We start from the raw sequence: 21,902 nt of genomic DNA on the forward strand, positions 1-21,902 counted from the left end.
GACACAACAAACATGGCTCAATATCAGATTAACATAGATCGAATATTTTCATCAATTATTCATTGGAGATAGTAAGGATGCGGGAAGTAGTCAAGCTGCTGGAATCTGTATTGCATCAAGTCTTACACGCCGCAGGTGACCGAACAGTAAGCCTCTAAGGTCGTAAAATAAAAGAACGTGATAAGAAATCCCCGCAAAGACCTAAAAACCAAGAAAAAGAAGAGGTGAAGTTTGTGTTTGAAAAATTAGAAAATATATTTGAAAACTACAATAAGGAAAACTATTTATCTGGCAATATATTGATTTCAAGAGGTGGAAGAGAACAATTTAGCAGATCATTCGGTGAAGCAAGTATTCAACTAGGTGTTCCTAATAAATTGGGTACGAAATTTCATATTGCATCCGTGACGAAGATGTTTATTGCCGCTGCAACCCTAAAACTCTATGAACAAAGACTGCTTAATCTTGATGATCATCCTGGTAAATATGTTGAAAACTTCAAGGTACTTCACCCTAAAATTAAAATTCATCATTTATTGAGTCATTCGTCTGGATTGCATGATATCTATGCTGTGCCAAATTTGCGTTTTGAGATGACTAGATTAATAGTAGAAAAACAAGATTTTGTAGATTATTTAATTCACCTCAATCAGGATTTTACTCCGGGTGAAAAGTGGGGATACAGTAGTACTGGATTCATCATTCTAGGATATATATTAGAAGCTCTGACAGGGATGAAGTATGAGCAACTATTTGATACGTGGTTCTTTTCACCGTTAAATATGAGTTCTACCGGTTTTGATAATCCGCGGAAGATAAATCCTGGACGAGCATACGGACACACTTTGGAAAACGACAAAATAACTTATGCCGACAATGATAAATTAACCGATATTGAGGCACCAGGAGAGCTGTTTTCAACAGTTCATGATTTGGATAAGTGGTGTGAGGCTCTTTTTAAAGGGGAGCTACTTCAGCAGGAAACAATGGATAAGATGTTTATACCATATTATGTTACGACCTTTGATCCTCATCTAAGTTATGGGTATGGATGGTTCATAGGAGCTGACTTTCGATTAATTGGAGGAGGTACCCCGGGATTTCGGTCTGAAATCTGGTACTATCCTGCAAATGATTTACGAATTATTATGTTATGGAATTACGAAAAGGTCGATTCACATCAATTGCTCTATAAGATGAAACCAGTACTATTAAATAATCCATAGGGATAATTCGAAGAGGGCGGGGACATCGTATAACACCGTATCTACGCTGCGAGCTTCGCCCTTGGTACGCAAGATGAGGCAGGCAGAGAAGAAGGTTCAGCGAACAACCCTGCGAGGCTAAGTCAGTCGGACCCGTCGCTGGCGCTTCTTTAAGCCTCTCGGGATCGTAGATACAAGAATGTTATACGACCGAGTCAGAATATAAAAAAGATAAGGGCCGCAAGGCCCTTAATTCATTTGAATATGTAATTCATTAAAAAGATATAAGGGATCTTAAAATCCTTGTAAATATATTTTACTTTCCAAAACGGTTTGTAATGAAATTTGGACGTCTTCATAGAGAAGTAGGGTGTGTTGAAGGTTATCTGGAAGAGAATCTCGAATTAGTTTTAGATACTTCTGACATTCAGAAGAAGTTGTTCAAGGTCTGATTTTGAATATAGCGTTTCTATATGATTGCGAATTAAAGGTTCAGCTAAGACTTCGAAGGATTCAGGCAATGACTTACCTCCTCTCTTTAACTCTGTAAGGTTATTATATACCTCCTCGGAGTTAATTGTAAAGAGAATTATTAACCTTATAAGGTGAAATGATAACTTTTTATTGAAAAGAATGATTTTGAAAGATAATATATTGAGCATGGGAGGGAAACTGCTTGATAAAGTGTAATATCAGAGTTTTAATGGCTGAGCACCGAATAGATGATATAACAGAGTTAATGACGAGATCTGGACTGAGTAGAAATTCGATTAACAAACTGTATAAAGAAATAAATATTGAGACGACAAAATTAGAAACATTATTTAAACTGTGCGATACATTTGGGTGCAAACTATCAGATTTAATTGAATACACGCCTGATAATTAAAGACTACTAAACGATGAGGGAATATTCCCAGAAGGACCCCGCCGTACAATGATCTACGTTGTGGCACATTCGCCCCTTGTTTGTCAGATGTATAAACAAAGAAGAATATTCAGACAGCATACGACCCGACCTAAGATAAGAGTTATCTAAGGCCGGGTCGCGTCGTATATGCGGTAACGTTAGCTGAAATTGATCATTAGAGCTGAAGAATTCTGAAATCATATAAGCACTTACCTAGTTGCCGGTGCTCTTTTATTCCACACGGATTCGTAATTACAAGAATGTTATAGGAAAGTATTAATTACAAATAAAACCAACTAAAGAGGGAGTGAGTCCTGTGAGAGTGATCGAACTTAAGGAAATGAAGTTAGTTGGATTAAGAGTGGTATGTCCTGGTGACCAGTATGTCAATGAAATCCCAAAGGCTTCTTTTGTACTTAAAGAGAGGCTGAATGAGATTAATGACGTTGTAAACCCAGTAAGACTTATTGGTGCATTTATCGTCGGGGATTACTCGGAAGAGGAGGATGGTTACTGGGTATGTGTTGAGGTAAATAATATTAGTCTGGTTCCGGAGGGCATGGTTTCCGTTGTAATCCCTAAACAAAGATATGCAGTTATAAGACACAAGGGACCTAATTATGAAATAAGAAGCACATATGAAAAACTACATAATTGGATTGAAGAAAATAAACTTGAAAGATTGCAAAGATCCTGGCATTTGGAGATTTCAGATGAATGGGGACATAAGGAAAAAAAGATTATTGAAGTAGACTTGTACGACACAATTAAGTAAATTATGAGAGTTGTTCACAGAATGCGTTAACAACCTACAAGGGGGTTAAGTGCAAAACCCATGATAGACATTGCAACTGAAATAAAATTATTTAAAGAGGAGATTCATTGTGTTCGTTATTCGGATGGCGCTACTGATGACGTGTACGCTTATTCCCAGATTGAATGCACATGTGAATGATTAATCCATGTTGCGGGATGGTCTATTATCAGGATCGCTCCTGATGTCTGTGTGCGAGCATTCCTACGGAATACGTAAGAGCATCTTTAGATTTACTCTTTGTGTCTGCATTAAGGGGACGAAGGTTATAAGCGCCCGTAAGAGAGAGTTGGTGCTACAATGGGTATATTTTGGAAAATGGGAGCCAGAAATTTCATAGCTCAGATACGGCAAACGCTACTCACCGTATGCATAGGGTCTATCGGTGTCGTTCTGATTTTTTCTTGTTATTTTGTCATTTCTTCTATTACCCATAGCAAATCACAATGGGAAGAAAACCACTTTGGTGTAATTGGTACAGAGATTTATTCGCGTGTCGGACTTGATTTGACCGAGGCTCAGATTAAAGATGTTCAAACGAAGCTTCAAACCAGAAATATTACCAGTCTTCCCTATGTGTCTCGGGTCGTTTCCGTGCACAGCGGGGATAATAATGAAGCCAGGGAAGATAGCATCGTCGCATTAGGGTTTAATTTTCAACATGCTCGAGAATTAGAACCGAAGCAACCGCTGTGGTCTACGGATCCCCTGTCAGCAGAAGAAGCGATTGTATCGGTTCCGCTAGCACGGCGGTTGGGACTTGGTGCCGGTGAAACAATGGTAATCTCGTTTGCTGGGCAAGAAGTGCCTGTAACGATTCGTGATGTAGCAGAGGAAAGCGGATTAACAGGTTTTCGCGGAACAGTGCGGGCACAAGGGACCGTTATTCTCTCGGATAGGCTTGCGCATCAGATATTCGGCGTTCCAGAGGCAAGCGCACACAGTATCTTACTGGCGACGGACAAGATGTATTCATCATTACCAGGCAGTTCCTTCTTTACTGATCTCATTGAGAGACCAATCAAAAAAGAAGCGCTATCTCATATGTCGATGGTGGAGAGTATTTTCACGCCTCCATTTTTGTTTTTTGTCGCTGTGTCTTTGTTCGCGGGAATTCTGCTGTTGGCGCAGTTGTTTAATATTCTGAAAGAAAGGCGCAAATATTATCTTGGCGTGCTCCGATCGCTTGGACTCAGTAACCGTAACTGCTTTGTCATCTACTTAAGTGAGTGTACGTTACTGTGTGCGGTCATTACCACATCGGGAGTTGTTCTCGGGAATGTACTCGGTTTCGGATTGCTGTCTGTGAATGTATTTTATATCGAACAATTACTGGAACGGTATTCCGCTTACGCCTATCCAATCCAACCCTACGTGGATGTGACGGCAACATGCTGGATTGCGTTGACCATGTTTATCGTTTTCTTACTCCTCGCTTGTTTTGTCGGGCGTTTCATTAAGCGCACATCCATTCTGCACCTAATGGGCAAGGAGGATAATCGTGTGAATCCGGCACAGAGGCGTCTGCTCAAAATCTTAGCTTGTCTCCTTGTCATAGTGGCATTCATTTATTTCAATTATTTCGCCACAGAGGGGCTTTCAGATGGCGATAGGCTTAGTGCAAAAGTATTCGGTTCGATTATAAGTTGGCTTGTTGGAATTATAACAACTGCCTATTTGATGTTTCTCATTGTACCTTGGATGAAACGGGCATCCTCTGTTTTGCCGCATCGATGGTTGGATCGTTTGGCTGTTACGTTAGGCACACAGTACCCGCATATGCGGTTTAGTCGTTCCTTTGGCATCGTTTTGTTGTTTACGGTATTATCCTGCTGTTTGATTGTGATGATAAGTTTCGCTTCCAATGTTGAAGATTATGCCGCTGCAAACAAGAGAGATTCTTTTTTGGCTACCGACGCCTATATGTCTTATGTCGATGAGCGGGAAAAAGATAAGCTGACAGTCAATATGAATGAAGTGCAAGAAATCGTTCAAGGTGCTGCTTACATGGATACGTACAGAATATTCGTCTCATCTCCCGACAATGCACTTGATCTTACCGAAGTAACACCTTCTACGAATGGTAACAAATGGGCATATTCGCAAGTTGTGTGGGGAAAGTGGCTAGGGGAAGGTTACCAATTGCCGCTCACTTCCCGTGCGCCGCAATTTCAGAGCGATGCAGAAGTATTTCAGGCCTTGAGCGATCAAGCGTCTGTCGTTCTCGTGGATGATACATTGGAAGGCACGTACCAAGTAGGCGACCAGATTCCGCTTCGTTTACTGAAAGGTGGGGGTAAAGAAAAGAACCTGATTGGTGAGGAAGTGGTCACGGTAGCGGGAACGTTCGCCATTGGTGATGATAACCGCTTCCAAAAGGGCAGCGTATTTATCGTGGCTGACGAACTCTACAATAAATATAGCACAAACGGCGCTTATAAGTGGCCTGGAGAGCCCAAAGGCTATGCGCTGTTACAGTTGACTGATACCGATGTGACGGCGCTAGATTCCATAAAAACACTGAAATATCATTTTATAAAAACAGCTGGTGTTACGGTGAGTACACCAGGTGAGGACCAGGCAATCATTACGATGATTGTTAAAGCTGAATTCATGCTGTTCTCTTACATTATGTCATTCATGATGCTTATGGCCTTGCTCGGCATGTATGTGATTCAGATTCGATCTGTACAGGAACGGGTTCCCCATATGGTTATGTTATGGCAGATGGGGGTAAGTCGAAAATCGTTGAAACAGGTTTTTATCATAGAGGGTTGCCTGATTGGGATCGTTGGGCTGATTAGCGGTATTGTGGTCGGAAGGCTCGGTTCGGAGATGCTGATGCGTTTGGCGTGGATGGGTATTGAGTTTTCGTTCCCTTATCTGAAAGTGACAGGTCTCATCATCGGATTGCTGATATTCATCTGGTTGTTCAACCGATTCAGCACAGCCGGATTAAGACGTATACAGATTAGTCGGACAGAGTAACATGGGAGGAGGATGACTGATGGAACATATAGGTTATAGGAAATTCTTGGAAAAGGAGTGCGGCAACGTGTTGTACCCGAGATTGGGGAGTTGCTGCCTAACTGCTGCGCATGCGGAAGTGTTTCATATGGAAACGGAGAATTGGAAAAAACACTTTGCTGACGTTCCATGGGCGATGGCACTGGACAGAAACGGAGTCATATTTGATGGTGACGTGAACGAAGCCCAAGCAATCCAGCAGCACTGTGACTTTTCCTTTGACGTACTGTCCGCTTCCGCTGAGGAATTCCATAACGTGTACCGTCCGGAATTTACCCCCTATGCCTATGTGCTTAACGCTGACCGTACAATTGCCTACATGGGGCATGTGGGAGAGGTAACGACGACGAAGGGAACGATTGCCCAATTAGGTCTTATGCCCGTGGTAGAGGAGGTTTCTCGCTCATGATTGTAGCCAAAGATGTTCGTAAGAACTACGGCATAGCAACTCCACAAACAGTGGCATTATCAGGGGTGGATTTGCACATTCATAGGGGCGAGATGGTGAGCATTATGGGGCCATCTGGTTGTGGCAAATCCACGTTGCTTTATACGCTGTCAGGTATTGAGCCTGCTGACAGTGGCGAAATTTGGTTCGATAAGCAAGCTATACACCAAATGAGCGAAAAAGATGTCTCCGCACTCAGATTGACGTCGATGGGTTTTGTCTATCAGCAATACAATCTGATTCCTGTGTTGAATGTCATTGATAACGTAGCATTGCCGCTTATCAGTCAGGGCGCTCAGAGGTCAGTTGCCCACAAAGCTGCAAAGGCGGCACTTGAAGATGTCATGCTAACGGATAAGTTGAAAGCTATGCCGCATGAACTGTCCGGAGGACAAGCCCAGCGGGTTGCAATTGCCCGCGCTATTGTCCATAATCCTCGCGTCATCTGGGCTGATGAGCCTACCGGAGCTCTGGATACTGTGACATCGGAAGCGATCGTAACTTTGTTGGGCAAGATAAATGCAGACAAGCAAGTGACCATCGTTATCGTCACGCATGACCCGTTAGTTGCATCAGCAACAGATCGTGTAATCCGTATGAAAGACGGAAAACTAATGGATTCTGTTGAGCACGACAGGGCAGAAGGGGCAGGCGAGTGATAAGCCATGATCGCGTTTAGTTATGCGCTTGATGTCTTGTTTTCAGCGATTTTCTTGCTGGTGGGGTAGTGTACAATCCGTTAGTTGTAAATGCTGGAGCGTATTCTGTTCTGATCTTCGAAGCGCTCCTTGTGCTTTGCTTTGCGACAGGCCTGTTGATGGAATGGGGAATTGCTTTGGCGATTTTGTTGTTGTTGCTTGGCTTTTTCACCATCCTGTATTGGAGAAAACGCAAGTTAAAAGGCGCAAAAGGATGCCACTGTTTCGGACATCATAGTTGGCTGAATCGGCCGACACACCCCCACCGCCAAACCGCGTCACGGCCAGTCAATTTCGTGGACGTAAGGCGGTGGGGCGTCGTATCGTTTTCCGTGAAATATCCCTCGGCTGTTATTCCCACCTGAAAAATCGAATCGCAACGCTAGTGCAGATTATCACAAGTAGAATCATCACGAGAACCGGAAGTAGAACACTATGGATAGGCAAGCCAAGCGAAGCAGCTTTCATCAGCTTAATGCCCTGTGTCAGCGGCAGGATATCGGCTGCTTGTTGAAGTGCCTCGGGCATAATCTCATAAGGTAAGGTAGCACCTGAAAAGATGAGCATTGGAAAATATAACAAACTGGCTAAGATACCTGCTATTTTACTGTTTGGCGCTACTCCACCTACCAGCAGTCCTATGCTGAACATCGACAGCATCACTAATAGGTATGCACCGATAAAGTGGGACCACGCCCCTTTCAATTGGTACCCAAAGAAAATCGTCGCCGTAGCATAAACAAGGATGAGCGAAATGATGGAATAAAGCGCGTAGATTACAACCTGTACCGCTAAAATAAGGGAAGGGCTGGTAGGCGTTACCTTGAACCGCTTCAAGATTTTCTTATGGCGGTAATCGGAGATGACTAAAGGAAGTCCCATGACTCCGCCAGCACAGATGGCAATCGACGCTACTGCTCCAAAGGATTGCTCCAGAAAGGTATAGTTCGCACTATCGAAGGCGGACCTATTTTCAAAAACAGCCCCAAGAATGATCACGACTGCAACAGGCAGGCAAATGGCAAAAATGAACATGTCTATCCCGCGCAGGGATAACTTGAGCTCCGTTTTGAGCAGAGTGCTAAATGCTTTCATTCTCTTCTTCCTCCCCGTCCGTATGCCAGAGATAGGCATCCTCCAATTTTTCATAAGGACTGGCTGCAATGGCTTCCTGCACAGTTCCATAAAAGATGCTTTTCCCGTTTTTTAAAATCATGATTTTGTCACACAGAGCTTCTACCTCGTCCATAAAATGAGAGGCCAGCAGGATGGTCAGTCCTTTCGCCTTTAGATCAGAAAGAGCTCTCCAAATTTCACGCCTCGCTTTTGTATCCAGTCCGGTGGTCAGTTCGTCCAAAAACACAACCTCGGGATTTGGAATTAACGCAAGGATAATGAACAAGCGCTGCTTTTGCCCTCCCGAAAGTTCGCTTACCTGGCTTTTTAATTTTTCGGAAAGTCCAAACTGCTGTATTAAATCCGTATAATCTAAAGAAGTCTTGTAAAGGGACTGCGTAACCTCACAAAGCTCGGCTACCGTTATTTTGTCTTGATAATGAGCCTCTTGAAATTGAACGCCGACTCTCTCAAACAGCTTTTTGCGGTCTTTTTGCGGATCCATCCCCAAAATAGAGATCGTCCCGCTGTCATGTTTTTTTGTGCCCAGCATGCACTCAATGGTGGTGCTTTTTCCCGCACCGTTCGCTCCGAGCAAACCGAATACTTCCCCTTGGCCAACGGAAAAAGCGACATTTTCTACTGCATTGAGAGCGGCATAAGACTTGCTCAATTGATTTACCTGGACTGTTGTTTTCACGCTGCGAAACCCCTCCTTTTTTCGTATGAAAAAAGAATAACACCAGCCTTAAGTCTGGTGTTAAAGTGTAGGGTTTTTGTTGAATCGCTTTTTCATTTTTTTCAGACGGGCAAGCATATCGTATGCGTTCGTTTCAGCATAATGCAGGGAAGTAAGCAGCTTGTCGCACACGGAAATGATGTCCTCATCTTCTTTAGGGGTATCAATGATTTTACGTATATCTGCTTGGGGATTGCTGGATAGAGCGCAGAGCATCCGCAAAATCGAGGCAAGAGAATAATTCGCGCATCGCAGAGAGCGAATGATTTTCAGCCGCTGAAGGTCTTTATTGGTATACACCCGATAGCCATTTTGCTTTCGTTTCACAGTCAGTAACCCATTAGATTCCCAGTTTCTTAGCGTATCCATTGAAATTTGCAGGTGGTTGGCTGCTTCCTGTCTGGTGAGAACAACGCGGTCCATTTCTTGTTCATTGCCCGATAGTAACTGCTCTGCAATAGCGATAGCTTCTTCGGCATTTCTTTGTTCTTTTTTGATTTGCTGCAAATAGCTGTTTGCAAATTGGATGGCCATATCAAAATTTCCGGCAGCCGATGTCTTAATAATCTCAATTGCCTTTTTGCGCAGTCCGTTTTGCAGAACTTCTACCTGTAAAGCGGTTCTTGCCAGCTTGATTTGCTCCATATGAAAATCCGTGAAAATGCGGTAGCCGTTAGGTTTGCGCTCTGGTTTTGGGATTAGCGCAAGTTCTTCATATAGACGCACCGTATTGGGGTGGATGCCGTTGCAACGCGCTATTTCTGCTGTTGTATAGGTAATCATTTCATCAGCCCCCTCCGATTGTGTAACAATTATAGCACCCGCTAAAAGTCTGGTGTTATAGTGGAGGCTTTTTAAGCGTTGGATGTCAGATGTACCCGTCACGATTCCTGAGCATCAAGGAATTTCCGCGATAGAAGGCGATGCTCCCTTCGCGGAAACAATAGACTTGCGGCGGCGGCGGGAAATCGAACTCCTTCTCGAGACCGATGCCAAAATACATCGGCTGCAGGATGCAGCTTTTTTCGTTTGGTATATTATGGAGGTTAGGCGCGAGAGGCCGATTCCTATCTAAATTCAGACCTGGGGGCCCGTCGGAACCACTTACTGTATCGAATGACAATAGCGAGGAGATGCAAGAAATGAAAAAGTTAATCGAATTCAAAAAAGTAACCAAGGAATACAAAGTAGGGGAAGTGCCGATCAAGGCTCTAAACGGTGTTGATTTTTCCATATCGGAAGGAGAATTCGTCGTCATTTTGGGTTCAAGCGGCGCCGGTAAAAGTACGATTTTGAATATACTTGGCGGCATGGATACCGCTACCTCCGGCCAAGTGTTTGTTGGTGATCAAGAAATAACAAGATTGGACGAAAAAAAATTAACGGAATATCGCGGGGAGAAAGTTGGCTTTGTCTTTCAATTTTATAACTTAATTCCGAATTTAAACGCACTAGAGAATGTTGAATTTGCCACGGAAGTATGTAAAAACCATCTGGATGCGAAAGATATTTTACATAAGGTTGGATTAAAGGAGCGTCTCAAAAACTTTCCTTCCCAGCTCTCCGGAGGAGAACAGCAAAGAGTTGCCATCGCGAGAGCGGTTGCCAAAAATCCTTTACTTTTGCTCTGTGATGAACCAACCGGAGCTTTGGATTATGTGACAGGCAAGTCCGTCTTAAAGCTTCTTCAAGATTTGAACAGGGAAACGAAAAAGTGCGTCGTCTTGGTCACCCATAATTCCGCCATTGCTCCTATGGCTGATAAAGTTATAAAGGTGAAGAGCGGTAGGATAGAAAGCGTTGCGCTGAATGAGGAGAAACAAAGCGTTGAAGGGATTGAGTGGTAATTATGAAATTAATCTCGAAATTATTAAGGGATATTCAACAATCTATCGGACAATTTATCGCCTTTGTTTTGATTATCGCGGTGGGAGCTTTTTTCTATGCGGGGCTGGTCACTTTGAGCGACAATCTTAGCGCCTATACGAAGGCTTACTTTGAAGAGCATAATTTGAGTGACTTGAATGTGTATTATAGTCAAATTTCCAAAGAGGATGTGGCTCGTTTAAGCGAAACGGAAGGCATAAATAAAATAGAAGGACGTTATACCTTTGATGCCGCGCAAGCCTTTGAAGATGATAAAGCTTCGTTAAAAATTCATTCGATCCCTGTCGACAATGAAATAAATACGCCTACTGTGATTGAGGGCAATATTCCCTCAAAAATAGGCGAGATCTTATTAGATTCCCATTATGCAAAAGAACATAATTTGCATGTCGGTGATGAGATCCGTTTAAGTACGCAGGGAAGAGGATTTAATTTTACAATTAGCGGCTTGGGCGAGAATGTTGAATATGCAAAAAAGAACGAAACCCAAGACCATAAAGCCTACGGAGCAGCTTATATTGCCGAAGAGACCATACCTGAGATCGCAGACGGCTTTTACTATAATGAAATCATGATTGATGCTCAAGAAGGATACGATACTGAGATCCTGGGTCAATCCATTGAATTACAATCCAAACGACTTTCTTATTTGGATCAAGTAAGTAAAGAACGGACCTTCAATTATTCCCAAATCAATCAAACGATACATAATAATAAATTGATGAGTAAGGTCATCCCTTTTGTTCTCTTTTTGATTGAAGCGGTTATCCTGTTTCTTGCCATGTCGAGGATTATAGATTCCCAGAGAAATCAAGTAGGCATTATGAAGGCGTTAGGTGTAAAAAATAGAAACATCATGCTTCATTACATGGGGTACCCTGTGCTGGCAGGTGTTATAGGTTCCATCCTGGGTTGTGTCATTGCCGCTATTTTATTTATTCCGCTAATAACGGCGTCGATTGCAAGGGCCTACTCTCTGCCTGGCCTTACATTCTCATTTTCATTCGTTTCTGTCATTCCTCCCATCATTTTCTCTAGCGCTTTTGGAATCCTGTCATGTTACTTAAGCGGCCGAACCATATTAAAAGAACGTGCAGCTCAGGCCATGCGCCCGAAACCGCCAAAGAAGATGAAAAAGCTATTCATTGAAAGAGTTCCGGGGCTCTGGAGTCGTATTTCCTATAGCTACAAGCTGATTTTGAGAAATATATTTTTAAATAAATCAAAAGCGTTAGCAAGCTCTGTTGCTGTTGTAGTAAGCACGGTTTTATTGATCACGGCTTTTGGCACTCAAACGGCCTTGCTCAAAGTAGCTAACCAGATTGAAGATGTGTATACGTATGATCTAAGAGTAGATTATAAGATGGGAACATCTCCGGATACGGCAAAACTACCCTCCGGCATTCAAAATAGTTATTTTTTATCTACCTTTCCTGTGGAAATCATAAAAAATGATCAAAAAGAAAATGCCGCTTTAGTCGTTACGGAAAAAGAAAACAATCTAATTCATTTCTTTGACGAAAATGACAATCGGATAACTTTGGAGAATAATGGCGTTCTGGTACCTAAATCGTATGCCGACAAATACCATATTGTTGAAGGGGATATCATCCAAATCAAGTTCACAGCACCGGAGCTTAATCATAAATCTGTCGATATGAAGGTTTTAAAAATAACTAATCAGTATTCGAATCCGTCGTTGTATAGCACATCAGACTATGTAATGAGCTTTGACATCGATTACAGTCCAACCTCGCTTGTCGTTAGAGCAAATAGCTCGGCCGATCTGGGAAGCGTTCGTAACTTTTTTGAACAAGATCAACAGGTAGAGACCATTGCGGATAAGAATGATTTAAAGAAATCAGCTCAATATATGTTGAAACAAAACAGTTTTGTATTTATCTTGTTTATCATTTGTGCCGTCATTCTGTCGTTTGGCGCCATCTATACGATATCTTCCATCAACATTTATGAAAGGAATCGCGAGCTTGCAACACTTAAGGTATTAGGCTATCAAAAAAAGAAAATAAACCGGCTTATCTTTTTTGAAAACATCATCCTAACGACATTTGCAGTACTTGTAGCCTTACCGATAAGCGGTTATGTTTATACAATTATTGTAAAGGCACTGTCCAGCACCCATCAACAAATCCCGGATAAATTAAATATTTTTATCCTATTGGTTTCTATTGCTCTTGCGTTCTTGCTTACCATTCTCTCTAACTTACTGCTTAGGAGAAAAGTCGCCAAAATCAATATGATCGAATCATTAAAAAGTGTAGAATAAAACTTGTATGGAGATGCCGGGGCATTGGAATCGTCGCAACAGTAATCGAGAAGGGATACATGGAAGGATACGCGGATAATCGATAAAGTGTCATGAACAGGCAAACAAGTACGAGGAGATTGAATATGAAAAAACTAGCTGTCCGTCCCGTCACGCGGGATAATTGGGAGCAAGCCATTCAAATCAAGATTCATGAGGAGCAAGAGCCTTTTGTTCCTACCATTTATGAAGCCCTGACGTATGCTTATATCAAGCCATGGGATGAGGAGCTGGATCCTTTTCTTATATGCGAAGAGGAGGCCGCGATCGGATTTTTCTATATGAGCTACACACCGAATAGCGCGGATAATTATTGGATTGGCGGGTTTCAAATCGATAAATCATATCAGGGAAAAGGCTACGGCAAGCTGGCGCTGAGAGCGATCATCGATTTCATTCGCGAGACTCATCCCCTGTGCAGGCTGATCTCCTTAACGGTCGAGCTGGAGAACAAGCCGGCTCAACGGCTGTATGAAAGGATAGGCTTTGTGAACCAACAGGAGAAGAATCAAGACGGAGAAGTCATTTATAAACTTTTTCTAGCATAATAGTCGCTGTTGCGATGGTCTGCTATCTGACCGCGAAAGCCTTCAAAGATTATGTCGCTGTGTAAAAAATATCATTATTTCGGAGCCGAGCCTCATGTAACGGTAAAGACTTCGTATGGAGCAGCGGATCATTTGAGCTGGCTGCCCGAATGCCAGAGAATCATCGAAGGATTTGGTTCGTTTTCCGTACCGTTGGCGAGCTGCGCTATTTTGGTGACAAGGAGTGCGGTGCTCGAATTGGACTTGTATACCCCTCATATATGCGGACATTTAGATGACGTGGAAAGTCAAGATAGATCTGCCAACAAAAATTCTTAAAGGAAGATGCTTCATGCAGTTAGAATCGCCACGATTGCTCATCCGCGATTTGCAGAGAGAGGATTGGATGGATGTGAATGCATACGCATCCAATCCCGAAGTTACGAAATACATGATCTGGGGCCCGAATTCCGAAGCGGATACGAAAGCCTATATGGAGGAACAGATGGCACAGCAGCATGCTGCCGAGCGAAGCCACTATGAGTTCGGCGTGGTATTGAAAGCAACGAATCATTCATGGGTGGTTGCAGCATTTATCCGCAAGGACGCAACGCTGAAATCGGGTATTGCTTTCACCCTGATTTTTACGGGAATGGATATGCGACAGAAGCGGCTCAAGCCCTGCTCAGGTTTGGATTTGAAACCCTCCATGTACATCGAATTTATGCCACCTGTCGTCCCGATAATATAGCCTCCGCGAATGTCATTAGAAGAATCGGCATGAAGCAGGAAGGCCATTTGAGGGAGCATCTATGGGGCAAAGGGATGTATCACGATTCCTATTTATTCTCCATCTTGGAGCACGAGTATGCTTATATCCGAACGCTGCTGTAAAAAAAGGTGTTTCAAGTTATGATTTGGCTTTGATTATACAACAACGTTTACCGAAAGAATCGGAGACACTTCAATCTGACTTAGGCGGAGGAGGTGTCTCTTTATCTATGTAAGATGATATTTCCAAGATTACACACTGCCGGTATACTTAGGGGAGAGTGAGCGTTGTGAGTATGGATTTGGAAAAAGGCCAGCTTTGATGAAGAATCAAAACATAGTACTCTTTAATGGACAAATAATCGGGGGGGCTTTGATATTAATAGAAAGCAATCAAGTACATAATCTAGGAAGAATTTTATTGATCCAAACTTTCAGAATCAAGGAATCGGTATGAAAGTAATGAAAGAAGCTTTCCGGATAGCACTAAATGGTGGCTTGATACTCCTAGCTGGAGTGTCAAGAATCATCACTTCTATACCAGGTGCGGGTTCACCAAAGTTAGAGAAGAAGGAGACCTATACGTTTTTGAGAAGACTTTATAGACTCATTGTCGCTTTAAGCCTCCCTGGATCGTGAATAGAGAGACGTTATAGGAAATGGCCGAAAAAATATAATTCAAGGATGATGGTACAATGAAGCAATTTGAATTAGTCAGTCTGGACATGTTCAAACATTAGTAAATGTTGATTCGAGAATTGAGCAGATATGGAAACCTATCTTATTGAATAGTTACACATATGAAGCAGCTAATAAGTGTGCTCAGCTTTTATTACAATATTTTTTTGAACACTGGGTAGAAATGAGAAAGACGAAGCAATTCTTTTTAACGAAAGAAGTATATGAAAGAAGCTTTTTAAGTGTATTTGAGGATTTAAATATTTCATACGATACAACAGCTGCAAATAAGATTTTGTTTGAAGAACATAGGCTGTCAGAGTTTTATGAAGACACACTGGAATTCTTAAGCAGGATTTCGGCAAAGTATAAAATATGCATTGTAAGTGATGCTGACGACGCAATGCTACCTGGATTCTATACTGATTACGGAATTCATATCTTTATTATGTAATAGAATCATTTAATGATTTAGAAGGGATTTTGTAAGGAGCCAAAGCATATGAGAGGGAAGAATTAAGGATTCTATATTTTCTTTACCATTTATTAGAGGCCTATACTTGCACTTTCTCCCTGAGCTAGAACGAATAAAGCCGATGTCACCGCCAGACGATTTTTCATATGAAGTCGTTGAGAAGGATAAGGTTTCCAAGTTGTTGGGGCTTCAAGGATTTGATAATGCAATTATATCTGACATGAATCAACCCTATCATCCTGTATTTGGTCGTGCTTGCCAAGAAAAATGACAAAATCGTTGGCATGGCAGGGGCGTGTAATGTATCTGCAAAGATGTGGCAAATTGGTATGGAGGTACTTCCTGGATACTGTTTGAAACTTGTATAATCAAGGAGCTCAGGCAACAAACGCCCCAGCCTAAGATAAGAGCTATCTAAGGATGGGTCATTTCGTAAATAGATAGAACGCTAGCTGAAATACGTTAAAAGTGAAAAGGAGGCAAAGCAATGAAAGAAACTAGAATATATAAGCAAGTTAATAACTGTTCAATATATGCGGATATTTATTACCAAGGCTCGAATTCGCCAGTCATTTTGTACATTCATGGAGGAGCATTGATTTTTGGCAGCAGAGAATGGCTTTCCTCCGAACAAATCGAGTTTTTTACGGGTTCCGGGTTCAGTGTGGTTAATATTGATTACCGGCTAGCGCCAGAAACGGATTTTGAGTTTATTATAGAAGATATTAGAGACGCAATGGATTGGGTTCGAACAAAAGCAACAGAATGGTATGATTTTGATACCGATAATATTGCGGTAATGGGTAGTTCCGCCGGTGGGTACCTTAGTTTAGTAACGGGAACCATGGATATAAAGCCTAAAGCCATTGTCTCCTTCTATGGTTATGGAGATATTTTAGGCGAGTGGTATGCTCAGCCGAGTGAGTTTTATTGCAAGAAACCGGTGATTGATCGAGGAACGGCAATAAAGCATGTAGGTGAGGAAGAGGTAACCGCGGGCGATTGGGGGAGATTTCCTTTTTATCTTTATTGCCGCCAACAAGGAGTCTGGATTCAAGAAGTAACAGGAATGGATCGTACTCATGATGTGGATAAACTAATCAAATTCAATCCAATCGATAATGTTTCGCCAGACTACCCGCCCACATTATTCCTTCATGGAGATCAAGATACGGATGTTCCCTATGAGCAATCTGTAATTATGCATGAGAAGCTCAAGGAAAAGGGAGTTTGCTCCAAACTCATTACAATGGAAGGGGCGGATCACGCGTTCGATCGTAATTTTAAAGATCCCACGGTGCAAAGAGCATTTCATGACGTCTTGGCCTTCCTGAAAACTTATTTGTGCTAGTGATTGCCATCGTCTCCGGCCAATGGATCAAATAGAGATCCAGATAGTCGAAGCCCAGCTTCTTAAGGCTTGTCTCGTAGGCGGCGAGTGTCGACTCGTAACCGAGGTCGGCGTTCCACACTTTCGAAGTGACGAAAAGGTCTTCCCTGTTCAGTCCGTTCTCTGCCAGCGCCTCGCGAATTCCCTGACCGACGCTCGTTTCGTTGGCGTATACCGCAGCGGTGTCGATGCTCCGGCACTGTGCTTAAGGCGGCTTTCACCGCCTCGACGAGCTCGCTTCCTTCCTCCACTTTAAGACGACAAGGCCCATCCAAGGCATGTCGATACCGTTATTCAACCGGGTTCTGCTTTGCACATTTTGAGTCATAATCAATTGCCTCCTAATTTGGTTAGACTTATTTGTATTCGATACGATAGTTGGAAAGGGCATGATTATCCCTTAATAAGCTTGCACGAGCCGCGGACGCCATATCCTTGCGTTCTAAAGTTCGGCTCCACCAGGTCAGCAGTGCGGCGGCCGCGACCATCAACGAGCCAATCCAGGCGGTATGAATCAGGCCAAGATGACCAGTGACGATCCCGCCCAGATACGCGCCAAGCGCAATGCCGGCGTTGAAGGCGGCAATGTTGACCGACGAAGCCAAAAAGTGCCCATGGATTTTGAGGAGGCGTCATTATGGAGAAAAAGAAATACAACATCTCGGTTGAAGCTATGCTGGAAGTGATCGGAGGCAAATGGAAGTGTGTGATCCTGTGCCATCTGACCCACGGGAAGAAGCGGACAAGCGATTTGCGGCGGCTGATGCCGTCCATTACGCAGAAAATGCTAACGCAGCAGCTCAGGGAGCTGGAGGAGGACGGCATTGTAAACCGAATGATATATCATCAGGTTCCGCCCAAAGTGGAATAGGAGCTAACTGATAAAGAGTACGGTGACAAATTTGCCGTATTGGAAGATAACATTCTCAACAGCCTCGCGACCGAAATGGATAAATCGTCGAAGGAAAAGGAAACGAACAGGGGCAGGGAATGGGACGAACCAATTGGGGAAGCTTTGAAGGATCTTTCCGCAACCATGATGGATATGATGGTGTAATAGGGATGCAAACGCTTGTACGTAGTTGTGAATAAAGGTAAAATATAACTGCACTTGAATCTTGGGTAGGCATTCGTAAATACAAGAACGTTTTGGCGAAATTTCCTGAGGAGGTAAAGATCTATATGTCTGATCATTGGGATATTTATTTTTGTGACATTCAGGGTAAGTTTTCATCAATTGTACTGGATATGGATATCTGGAAGGAGATTGAGAAATCGGAGTATCCTCATCCCATCGTTATGAGAATACCAATTAAGAACCCTGGAAAAAGCGGTACTCCAATTCATGAAGAAGCTGAATTACTCAACGACCTCGAAGACAAAATCACTAATGAGATTTCAGGTTTTGGATTTCTTGTTGGCAGGATAACTACTGATGGGTTACGGGATGTATTTTATTATTTTTCTAAACCGTACGAGCTGGAAAAAGTAGCAGAAAAGTATTTCATTGAACATGGATATGAGATTCAGGTACATCATATCGAAGAAGAAAATCCTTGGGATTTTTATTTTGAGTATCTTTACCCCAACAAATATCAACTTCAACATATGGGGAATAGAAAAGTTGTCGATCAGTTACGGGAGTCGGGGGATACATTTGAAAATTCGAGAAGGGTAGATCACTGGATCTATTTTCAATCTACTGAAGACAAAGAGAATTTTGATGCAAAGGCTATACTTTTAGGATTCAATATCGATTCGGATCCTTCTCATGACGAAAAAATGTGTACTCATATTTATCGTTCTGATTACGTTGACTTCCATTCGATAAATGAAGTAACGGATATCCTTGTTGATTTAGCAGGAGAATGTAATGGTGAATATGATGGATGGGGAACGACCGTAGTTAAGTAGATTTGAGGAAGACGCAACTTTGCCTGCCACCATTTTGACGCTGCGGGGCTTCCGCCCGATGGCGGTCAGATGTATAAGTATGGAAGAAGCTCAGACACACCGGCCTAAGATAGGAGCTCTCGAAGGCTGGGGCGAACCTCAAGCCATCATTGACCGTCTCTGCGTGCGAATGGAGTCGAATAGAGCGGCGGATCTTTTTTGTTCAACTTATACCAAGAGGGAGATTCTATATGCAACCTGATATAAACCAACTATATGAAAAATACCTAACCCTAAATATCCCCAATCCTTTTACACTGGAACAGATCAATGAAAGATTAATGAAACAATACTCGGCAACACCAGTAGACGTTAATAGATTTGATGACTTAAAAAAAGACCCATGGGCAGATTTTCATACTGCCGTTGCAGCCTATCAATTCCGTAACAGTGACGGGGTAGAAAAACTTCTTATCCTTGAGTCCCCAGATGAAAAAATAGAGTTCTACAAAGAGTGTACATACGGAGATGGATGTAATCTTATACTTAATTCAGAAGATCAAATATATGTGTCGGGTGGAACAATACAAGTAGGAACGAAACTGTTATTAATTGAACTAGATATTTTTGGAGGAATCGATAAAGAAGATATGGTTCCAGGCAAGGAAGAATTCAATGACTACTTAAAGGCATTATACTTGGCTGGATATATACATTTTGAAAATGATTCATTCATCGAAAAAGCCCGCCAACGATATAGAGAAGGTTATAGATTGCGGAGGTTTGGGTCTGGAACTTCTGGAGAAACAACATTTTAAAAAGGATCTGCTATAGTTCAACTTAGAAGAGTTGGGGGATTATCAATGAAGTTGATAATATTATTTGGCCCGCAGGCCGTTGGAAAAATGACAGTAGGACAAAGCCTAGCAAACCTTACAAATTTCAAGCTATTCCATAATCATATGTCCATTGATTTCGTGTCTCAATTTTTTGACTATGGAACTCCTTCTGGAAAGCGCTTAGTCAATTTGATTCGTCATGAAATTTTTGAAGAAGTTTCGAAAAGCGATCTGGCAGGCTTGATCTTTACCTATGTATGGGGGCTAGACCTCAAAAATGACTGGGACTATATTGAGCAAATTACAGAGATGTTTGAATCAAGGGGAGGGACTGTCTATTTAGTTGAATTAGAAGCAGATTACGAAGAGAGACTTAAGCGGAATAAAACCGAAAACAGACTCAAACATAAGCCTACAAAAAGAGATGTTGAAGGATCGGAAAAAGATTTAATTGATACCTATGAAAGGCATCGATTAAATTCATATCCCGGAGAAATAACTAAGAAGAATTATATAAAAATCAATAACACGCATATTGAGCCAGACACTGTAGCAAAGATGATAAAAGAAGAACTTAATCTTTGATTTAAAGAAAAACAATATATTAATTGGACTCGCTTCATCGTCACCAATCGCTTTCATAAATGAGGTTCTTCGGAAGTATAAATTTTTTGAATATTTTGATCGCATGATTAGCGGTGAAGAAGTGGCGAAAGGCAAACCAGCTCCAGACATTTACCTTGAAGTCTCAAAGCAATTGAATGTAAGCCAAATGAATGTTGGGTGCTTGAAGATTCTAAAAATGGTGTTCAAGCAGCAAAACGGCAGGAATGAAATGTATTGGTTTTATTAATGAGAATTCCGGAAATCAAGATTTATCAAGGGCGGATATGATCGTTAATGACATAAGAGATATTAAAGTGATGGATCTCTTGTTGGAATAATCTAATCTTCGCGTTTCGATAAAACTTCAAAGCCTCTTTATGGTCTGCTGCAAAGGGTTACCCTGCAGGATGGTGCACGGAATGTCGGGAGAAGAACTACCGTTGCTGCTATGCTTTGGTTAATGAGGGGAGGCATTATCATGGATATGCTGGCGCGACTGAACGAGGCCTTGGGCTATATTGAGGAGAACTTGACGAAGACTGTGGACTATAAGGAGGCCGCGAGGATTGCCTGCTGCTCGGAATATCATTTCACGCGCATGTTTTCCTTCCTTGCAGGCATTACTCTGTCGGAATACATCCGCCGCAGACGGCTGTCGCTAGCAGCATTAGAGTTAAGTCATCGTGACATCAAGGTCATCGATGTTGCATTGAAATACGGATATACCTCACCGGATTCATTTACCAGGGCTTTCCAAAGTATGCATGGGGTTACTCCCTCGGAAGCCAGGTTCCATGGACAGTCTCTCAAAGCCTTCCCTCGGATGACATTTCAGTTGACCATTAAAGGAGGAAGCGAAATGAACTACCGCATTGAAGACAAAGAGGCTTTTCGTATCGTTGGGATTAAAAAGAGAGTGCCTATGATTTTCCATGGGGTGAATCCGGAGATTGCCTCGATGGTGGAAGATTTGACACCAGAATTAATTAAAAAGATTAAGGGGTTGTCGAATGTTCAGCCTTCGGGACTGATCAGTGCTTCTGCGAATTTTAGTGAAGGACGGATGGAGGAGAAAGGGGAGCTCGATCACTATATTGGTGCGGCTACGACGAAAGAGGCTCCGGATGGCTTCGCGTCACTGGAGGTGCCGGCCTCCACATGGGCTGTATTCACGGCCGTCGGCTCTTATCCCAATGCGCTTCAGGAGGTCTGGGGACGCATCTATTCCGAATGGTTCCCGTCCTCAGACTATGAGCTAAGCCAAGGGCCGGAAATCCTGTGGAACGAGCATAAGGATATAACTTCACCGAATTTTAAAAGCGAAATATGGATACCTATTAAGAAAAAGTAAGGGGAAGCGTGCTCGGCAGCGTATGGGGAAATGACTCTCGCTGCTTAGGGGAATGGGGATTTGTACGGAACCAACCTCAGAATCTGTAGAACTTACGATATGGAAGAAGGGCAGTCAACAAACGACCCAGTCTAAGATAAGAGCTATCTAAGGCTGGGTCGCTTCGTCTAATACCATAAGAGGAAGTACTCTTTGAAGAATT

General features: G+C 42.5%; 20 protein-coding genes and 7 pseudogenes. 21 read left to right on the forward strand and 6 right to left on the reverse strand.

Going from position 1 to position 21,902, the window contains the following annotated elements:
- The first annotated feature begins 233 nt into the window (after positions 1 to 233).
- Positions 234 to 1,226 (forward strand): serine hydrolase domain-containing protein, encoded by a 993-nt coding sequence (locus L6439_RS11675; protein ID WP_213471501.1) that lies wholly within the window; start codon positions 234 to 236, stop codon positions 1,224 to 1,226.
- A gap of 273 nt (positions 1,227 to 1,499) precedes the next feature.
- Here the strand turns inward: L6439_RS11675 and L6439_RS11680 are convergent.
- A pseudogene (locus tag L6439_RS11680) lies at positions 1,500 to 1,726 on the reverse strand (hypothetical protein).
- A 182-nt stretch (positions 1,727 to 1,908) separates the two neighbouring features.
- On the opposite strand from L6439_RS11680, the gene L6439_RS11685 reads away from it, so the two are divergent.
- The 6 genes from L6439_RS11685 to L6439_RS29635 all read left to right on the forward strand — a co-directional run bounded on the left by L6439_RS11685 (position 1,909) and on the right by L6439_RS29635 (position 7,467).
- The gene (locus tag L6439_RS11685) at positions 1,909 to 2,094 is read left to right on the forward strand and encodes a helix-turn-helix domain-containing protein (protein WP_210429266.1); all 186 of its coding nucleotides are present in this window, start codon (positions 1,909 to 1,911) and stop codon (positions 2,092 to 2,094) included.
- Between the two features lie 337 nt (positions 2,095 to 2,431).
- A complete protein-coding gene (locus L6439_RS11690; RefSeq protein ID WP_213471502.1) occupies positions 2,432 to 2,890 on the forward strand; it encodes a GyrI-like domain-containing protein in 459 nt (152 codons plus the stop codon).
- A 339-nt stretch (positions 2,891 to 3,229) separates the two neighbouring features.
- A complete protein-coding gene (locus tag L6439_RS11695; RefSeq protein WP_213471503.1) occupies positions 3,230 to 5,917 on the forward strand; it encodes an ABC transporter permease in 2,688 nt (895 codons plus the stop codon).
- Between the two features lie 19 nt (positions 5,918 to 5,936).
- Entirely contained in the window at positions 5,937 to 6,365 is a 429-nt protein-coding gene (locus L6439_RS11700; protein ID WP_213471504.1) for a hypothetical protein, read from the forward strand.
- The gene (locus tag L6439_RS11705) at positions 6,362 to 7,063 is read left to right on the forward strand and encodes an ABC transporter ATP-binding protein (RefSeq protein WP_213471505.1); all 702 of its coding nucleotides are present in this window, start codon (positions 6,362 to 6,364) and stop codon (positions 7,061 to 7,063) included. The genes L6439_RS11700 and L6439_RS11705 overlap by 4 nt, the downstream gene beginning before the upstream one ends.
- 131 nt (positions 7,064 to 7,194) lie before the next feature.
- Positions 7,195 to 7,467: a hypothetical protein gene (locus L6439_RS29635; RefSeq protein ID WP_420540591.1), complete on the forward strand. Its 273-nt coding sequence runs from the start codon at positions 7,195 to 7,197 to the stop codon at positions 7,465 to 7,467.
- On the opposite strand, the gene L6439_RS11710 is transcribed toward L6439_RS29635, so the two are convergent.
- The 3 genes from L6439_RS11710 to L6439_RS11720 are packed head-to-tail and all read right to left on the reverse strand — an operon-like array spanning position 7,454 to position 9,740.
- Entirely contained in the window at positions 7,454 to 8,197 is a 744-nt protein-coding gene (locus tag L6439_RS11710; protein ID WP_213471506.1) for an ABC transporter permease, read from the reverse strand. The genes L6439_RS29635 and L6439_RS11710 overlap by 14 nt on opposite strands.
- Positions 8,184 to 8,918, reverse strand: a complete 735-nt coding sequence (locus L6439_RS11715; protein ID WP_213471507.1) for an ABC transporter ATP-binding protein — start codon at positions 8,916 to 8,918, stop codon at positions 8,184 to 8,186. The genes L6439_RS11710 and L6439_RS11715 overlap by 14 nt, the downstream gene beginning before the upstream one ends.
- Before the next feature lie 60 nt (positions 8,919 to 8,978).
- A complete protein-coding gene (locus L6439_RS11720) occupies positions 8,979 to 9,740 on the reverse strand; it encodes a MerR family transcriptional regulator (protein WP_213471508.1) in 762 nt (253 codons plus the stop codon).
- A gap of 359 nt (positions 9,741 to 10,099) precedes the next feature.
- On the opposite strand from L6439_RS11720, the gene L6439_RS11725 reads away from it, so the two are divergent.
- The 8 genes and pseudogenes from L6439_RS11725 to L6439_RS11750 all read left to right on the forward strand — a co-directional run bounded on the left by L6439_RS11725 (position 10,100) and on the right by L6439_RS11750 (position 16,972).
- Positions 10,100 to 10,804, forward strand: a complete 705-nt coding sequence (locus L6439_RS11725) for an ABC transporter ATP-binding protein (RefSeq protein WP_213471509.1) — start codon at positions 10,100 to 10,102, stop codon at positions 10,802 to 10,804.
- Between the two features lie 2 nt (positions 10,805 to 10,806).
- On the forward strand, positions 10,807 to 13,131 hold the full coding sequence (locus L6439_RS11730; protein ID WP_213471510.1) for an ABC transporter permease: 2,325 nt from the start codon (positions 10,807 to 10,809) through the stop codon (positions 13,129 to 13,131).
- A 125-nt stretch (positions 13,132 to 13,256) separates the two neighbouring features.
- A complete protein-coding gene (locus L6439_RS11735) occupies positions 13,257 to 13,718 on the forward strand; it encodes a GNAT family N-acetyltransferase (RefSeq protein ID WP_213471511.1) in 462 nt (153 codons plus the stop codon).
- 385 nt (positions 13,719 to 14,103) lie between these two features.
- Positions 14,104 to 14,187, forward strand: a pseudogene (locus L6439_RS29475) (GNAT family N-acetyltransferase); the annotation flags it as partial.
- Positions 14,188 to 14,273: 86 nt separating this feature from the next.
- A pseudogene (locus L6439_RS29480) lies at positions 14,274 to 14,423 on the forward strand (GNAT family N-acetyltransferase); the annotation flags it as partial.
- A gap of 385 nt (positions 14,424 to 14,808) precedes the next feature.
- Positions 14,809 to 15,073, forward strand: a pseudogene (locus L6439_RS29485) (GNAT family N-acetyltransferase); the annotation flags it as partial.
- Positions 15,074 to 15,252: 179 nt separating this feature from the next.
- Positions 15,253 to 15,600 (forward strand): HAD family hydrolase, encoded by a 348-nt coding sequence (locus L6439_RS11745; RefSeq protein WP_213471512.1) that lies wholly within the window; start codon positions 15,253 to 15,255, stop codon positions 15,598 to 15,600.
- A gap of 508 nt (positions 15,601 to 16,108) precedes the next feature.
- Positions 16,109 to 16,972, forward strand: coding sequence for an alpha/beta hydrolase (locus L6439_RS11750; protein WP_213471513.1), 864 nt, complete (start codon positions 16,109 to 16,111; stop codon positions 16,970 to 16,972).
- A 16-nt stretch (positions 16,973 to 16,988) separates the two neighbouring features.
- Here L6439_RS11750 and L6439_RS11755 read toward each other — a convergent pair.
- Both L6439_RS11755 and L6439_RS11760 read right to left on the reverse strand, forming a co-directional pair.
- Positions 16,989 to 17,339, reverse strand: a pseudogene (locus L6439_RS11755) (aldo/keto reductase); the annotation flags it as partial.
- Positions 17,340 to 17,367: 28 nt separating this feature from the next.
- Positions 17,368 to 17,616: pseudogene (locus L6439_RS11760) on the reverse strand (MFS transporter); the annotation flags it as partial.
- A gap of 32 nt (positions 17,617 to 17,648) precedes the next feature.
- Here L6439_RS11760 and L6439_RS11765 point away from each other — a divergent pair.
- The 6 genes and pseudogenes from L6439_RS11765 to L6439_RS11790 form a co-directional block, all read left to right on the forward strand.
- Positions 17,649 to 17,879, forward strand: a pseudogene (locus L6439_RS11765) (winged helix-turn-helix transcriptional regulator); the annotation flags it as partial.
- Positions 17,880 to 18,193: 314 nt separating this feature from the next.
- Positions 18,194 to 18,925 (forward strand): DUF695 domain-containing protein, encoded by a 732-nt coding sequence (locus L6439_RS11770; RefSeq protein WP_213471515.1) that lies wholly within the window; start codon positions 18,194 to 18,196, stop codon positions 18,923 to 18,925.
- 230 nt (positions 18,926 to 19,155) lie between these two features.
- Positions 19,156 to 19,722: a pyruvate kinase gene (locus L6439_RS11775; protein ID WP_213471516.1), complete on the forward strand. Its 567-nt coding sequence runs from the start codon at positions 19,156 to 19,158 to the stop codon at positions 19,720 to 19,722.
- A 45-nt stretch (positions 19,723 to 19,767) separates the two neighbouring features.
- Entirely contained in the window at positions 19,768 to 20,328 is a 561-nt protein-coding gene (locus L6439_RS11780) for an AAA family ATPase (protein ID WP_168177931.1), read from the forward strand.
- Between the two features lie 46 nt (positions 20,329 to 20,374).
- Entirely contained in the window at positions 20,375 to 20,596 is a 222-nt protein-coding gene (locus L6439_RS11785) for an HAD family hydrolase (protein WP_237096907.1), read from the forward strand.
- Between the two features lie 231 nt (positions 20,597 to 20,827).
- Complete coding sequence (locus L6439_RS11790; RefSeq protein ID WP_213471517.1) at positions 20,828 to 21,700, forward strand: AraC family transcriptional regulator; 873 nt, start codon at positions 20,828 to 20,830, stop codon at positions 21,698 to 21,700.
- The last annotated feature ends 202 nt before the right edge of the window (positions 21,701 to 21,902 follow it).

It is taken from the genome of Paenibacillus dendritiformis (genome assembly GCF_021654795.1).
Lineage (GTDB): Bacteria > Bacillota > Bacilli > Paenibacillales > Paenibacillaceae > Paenibacillus_B.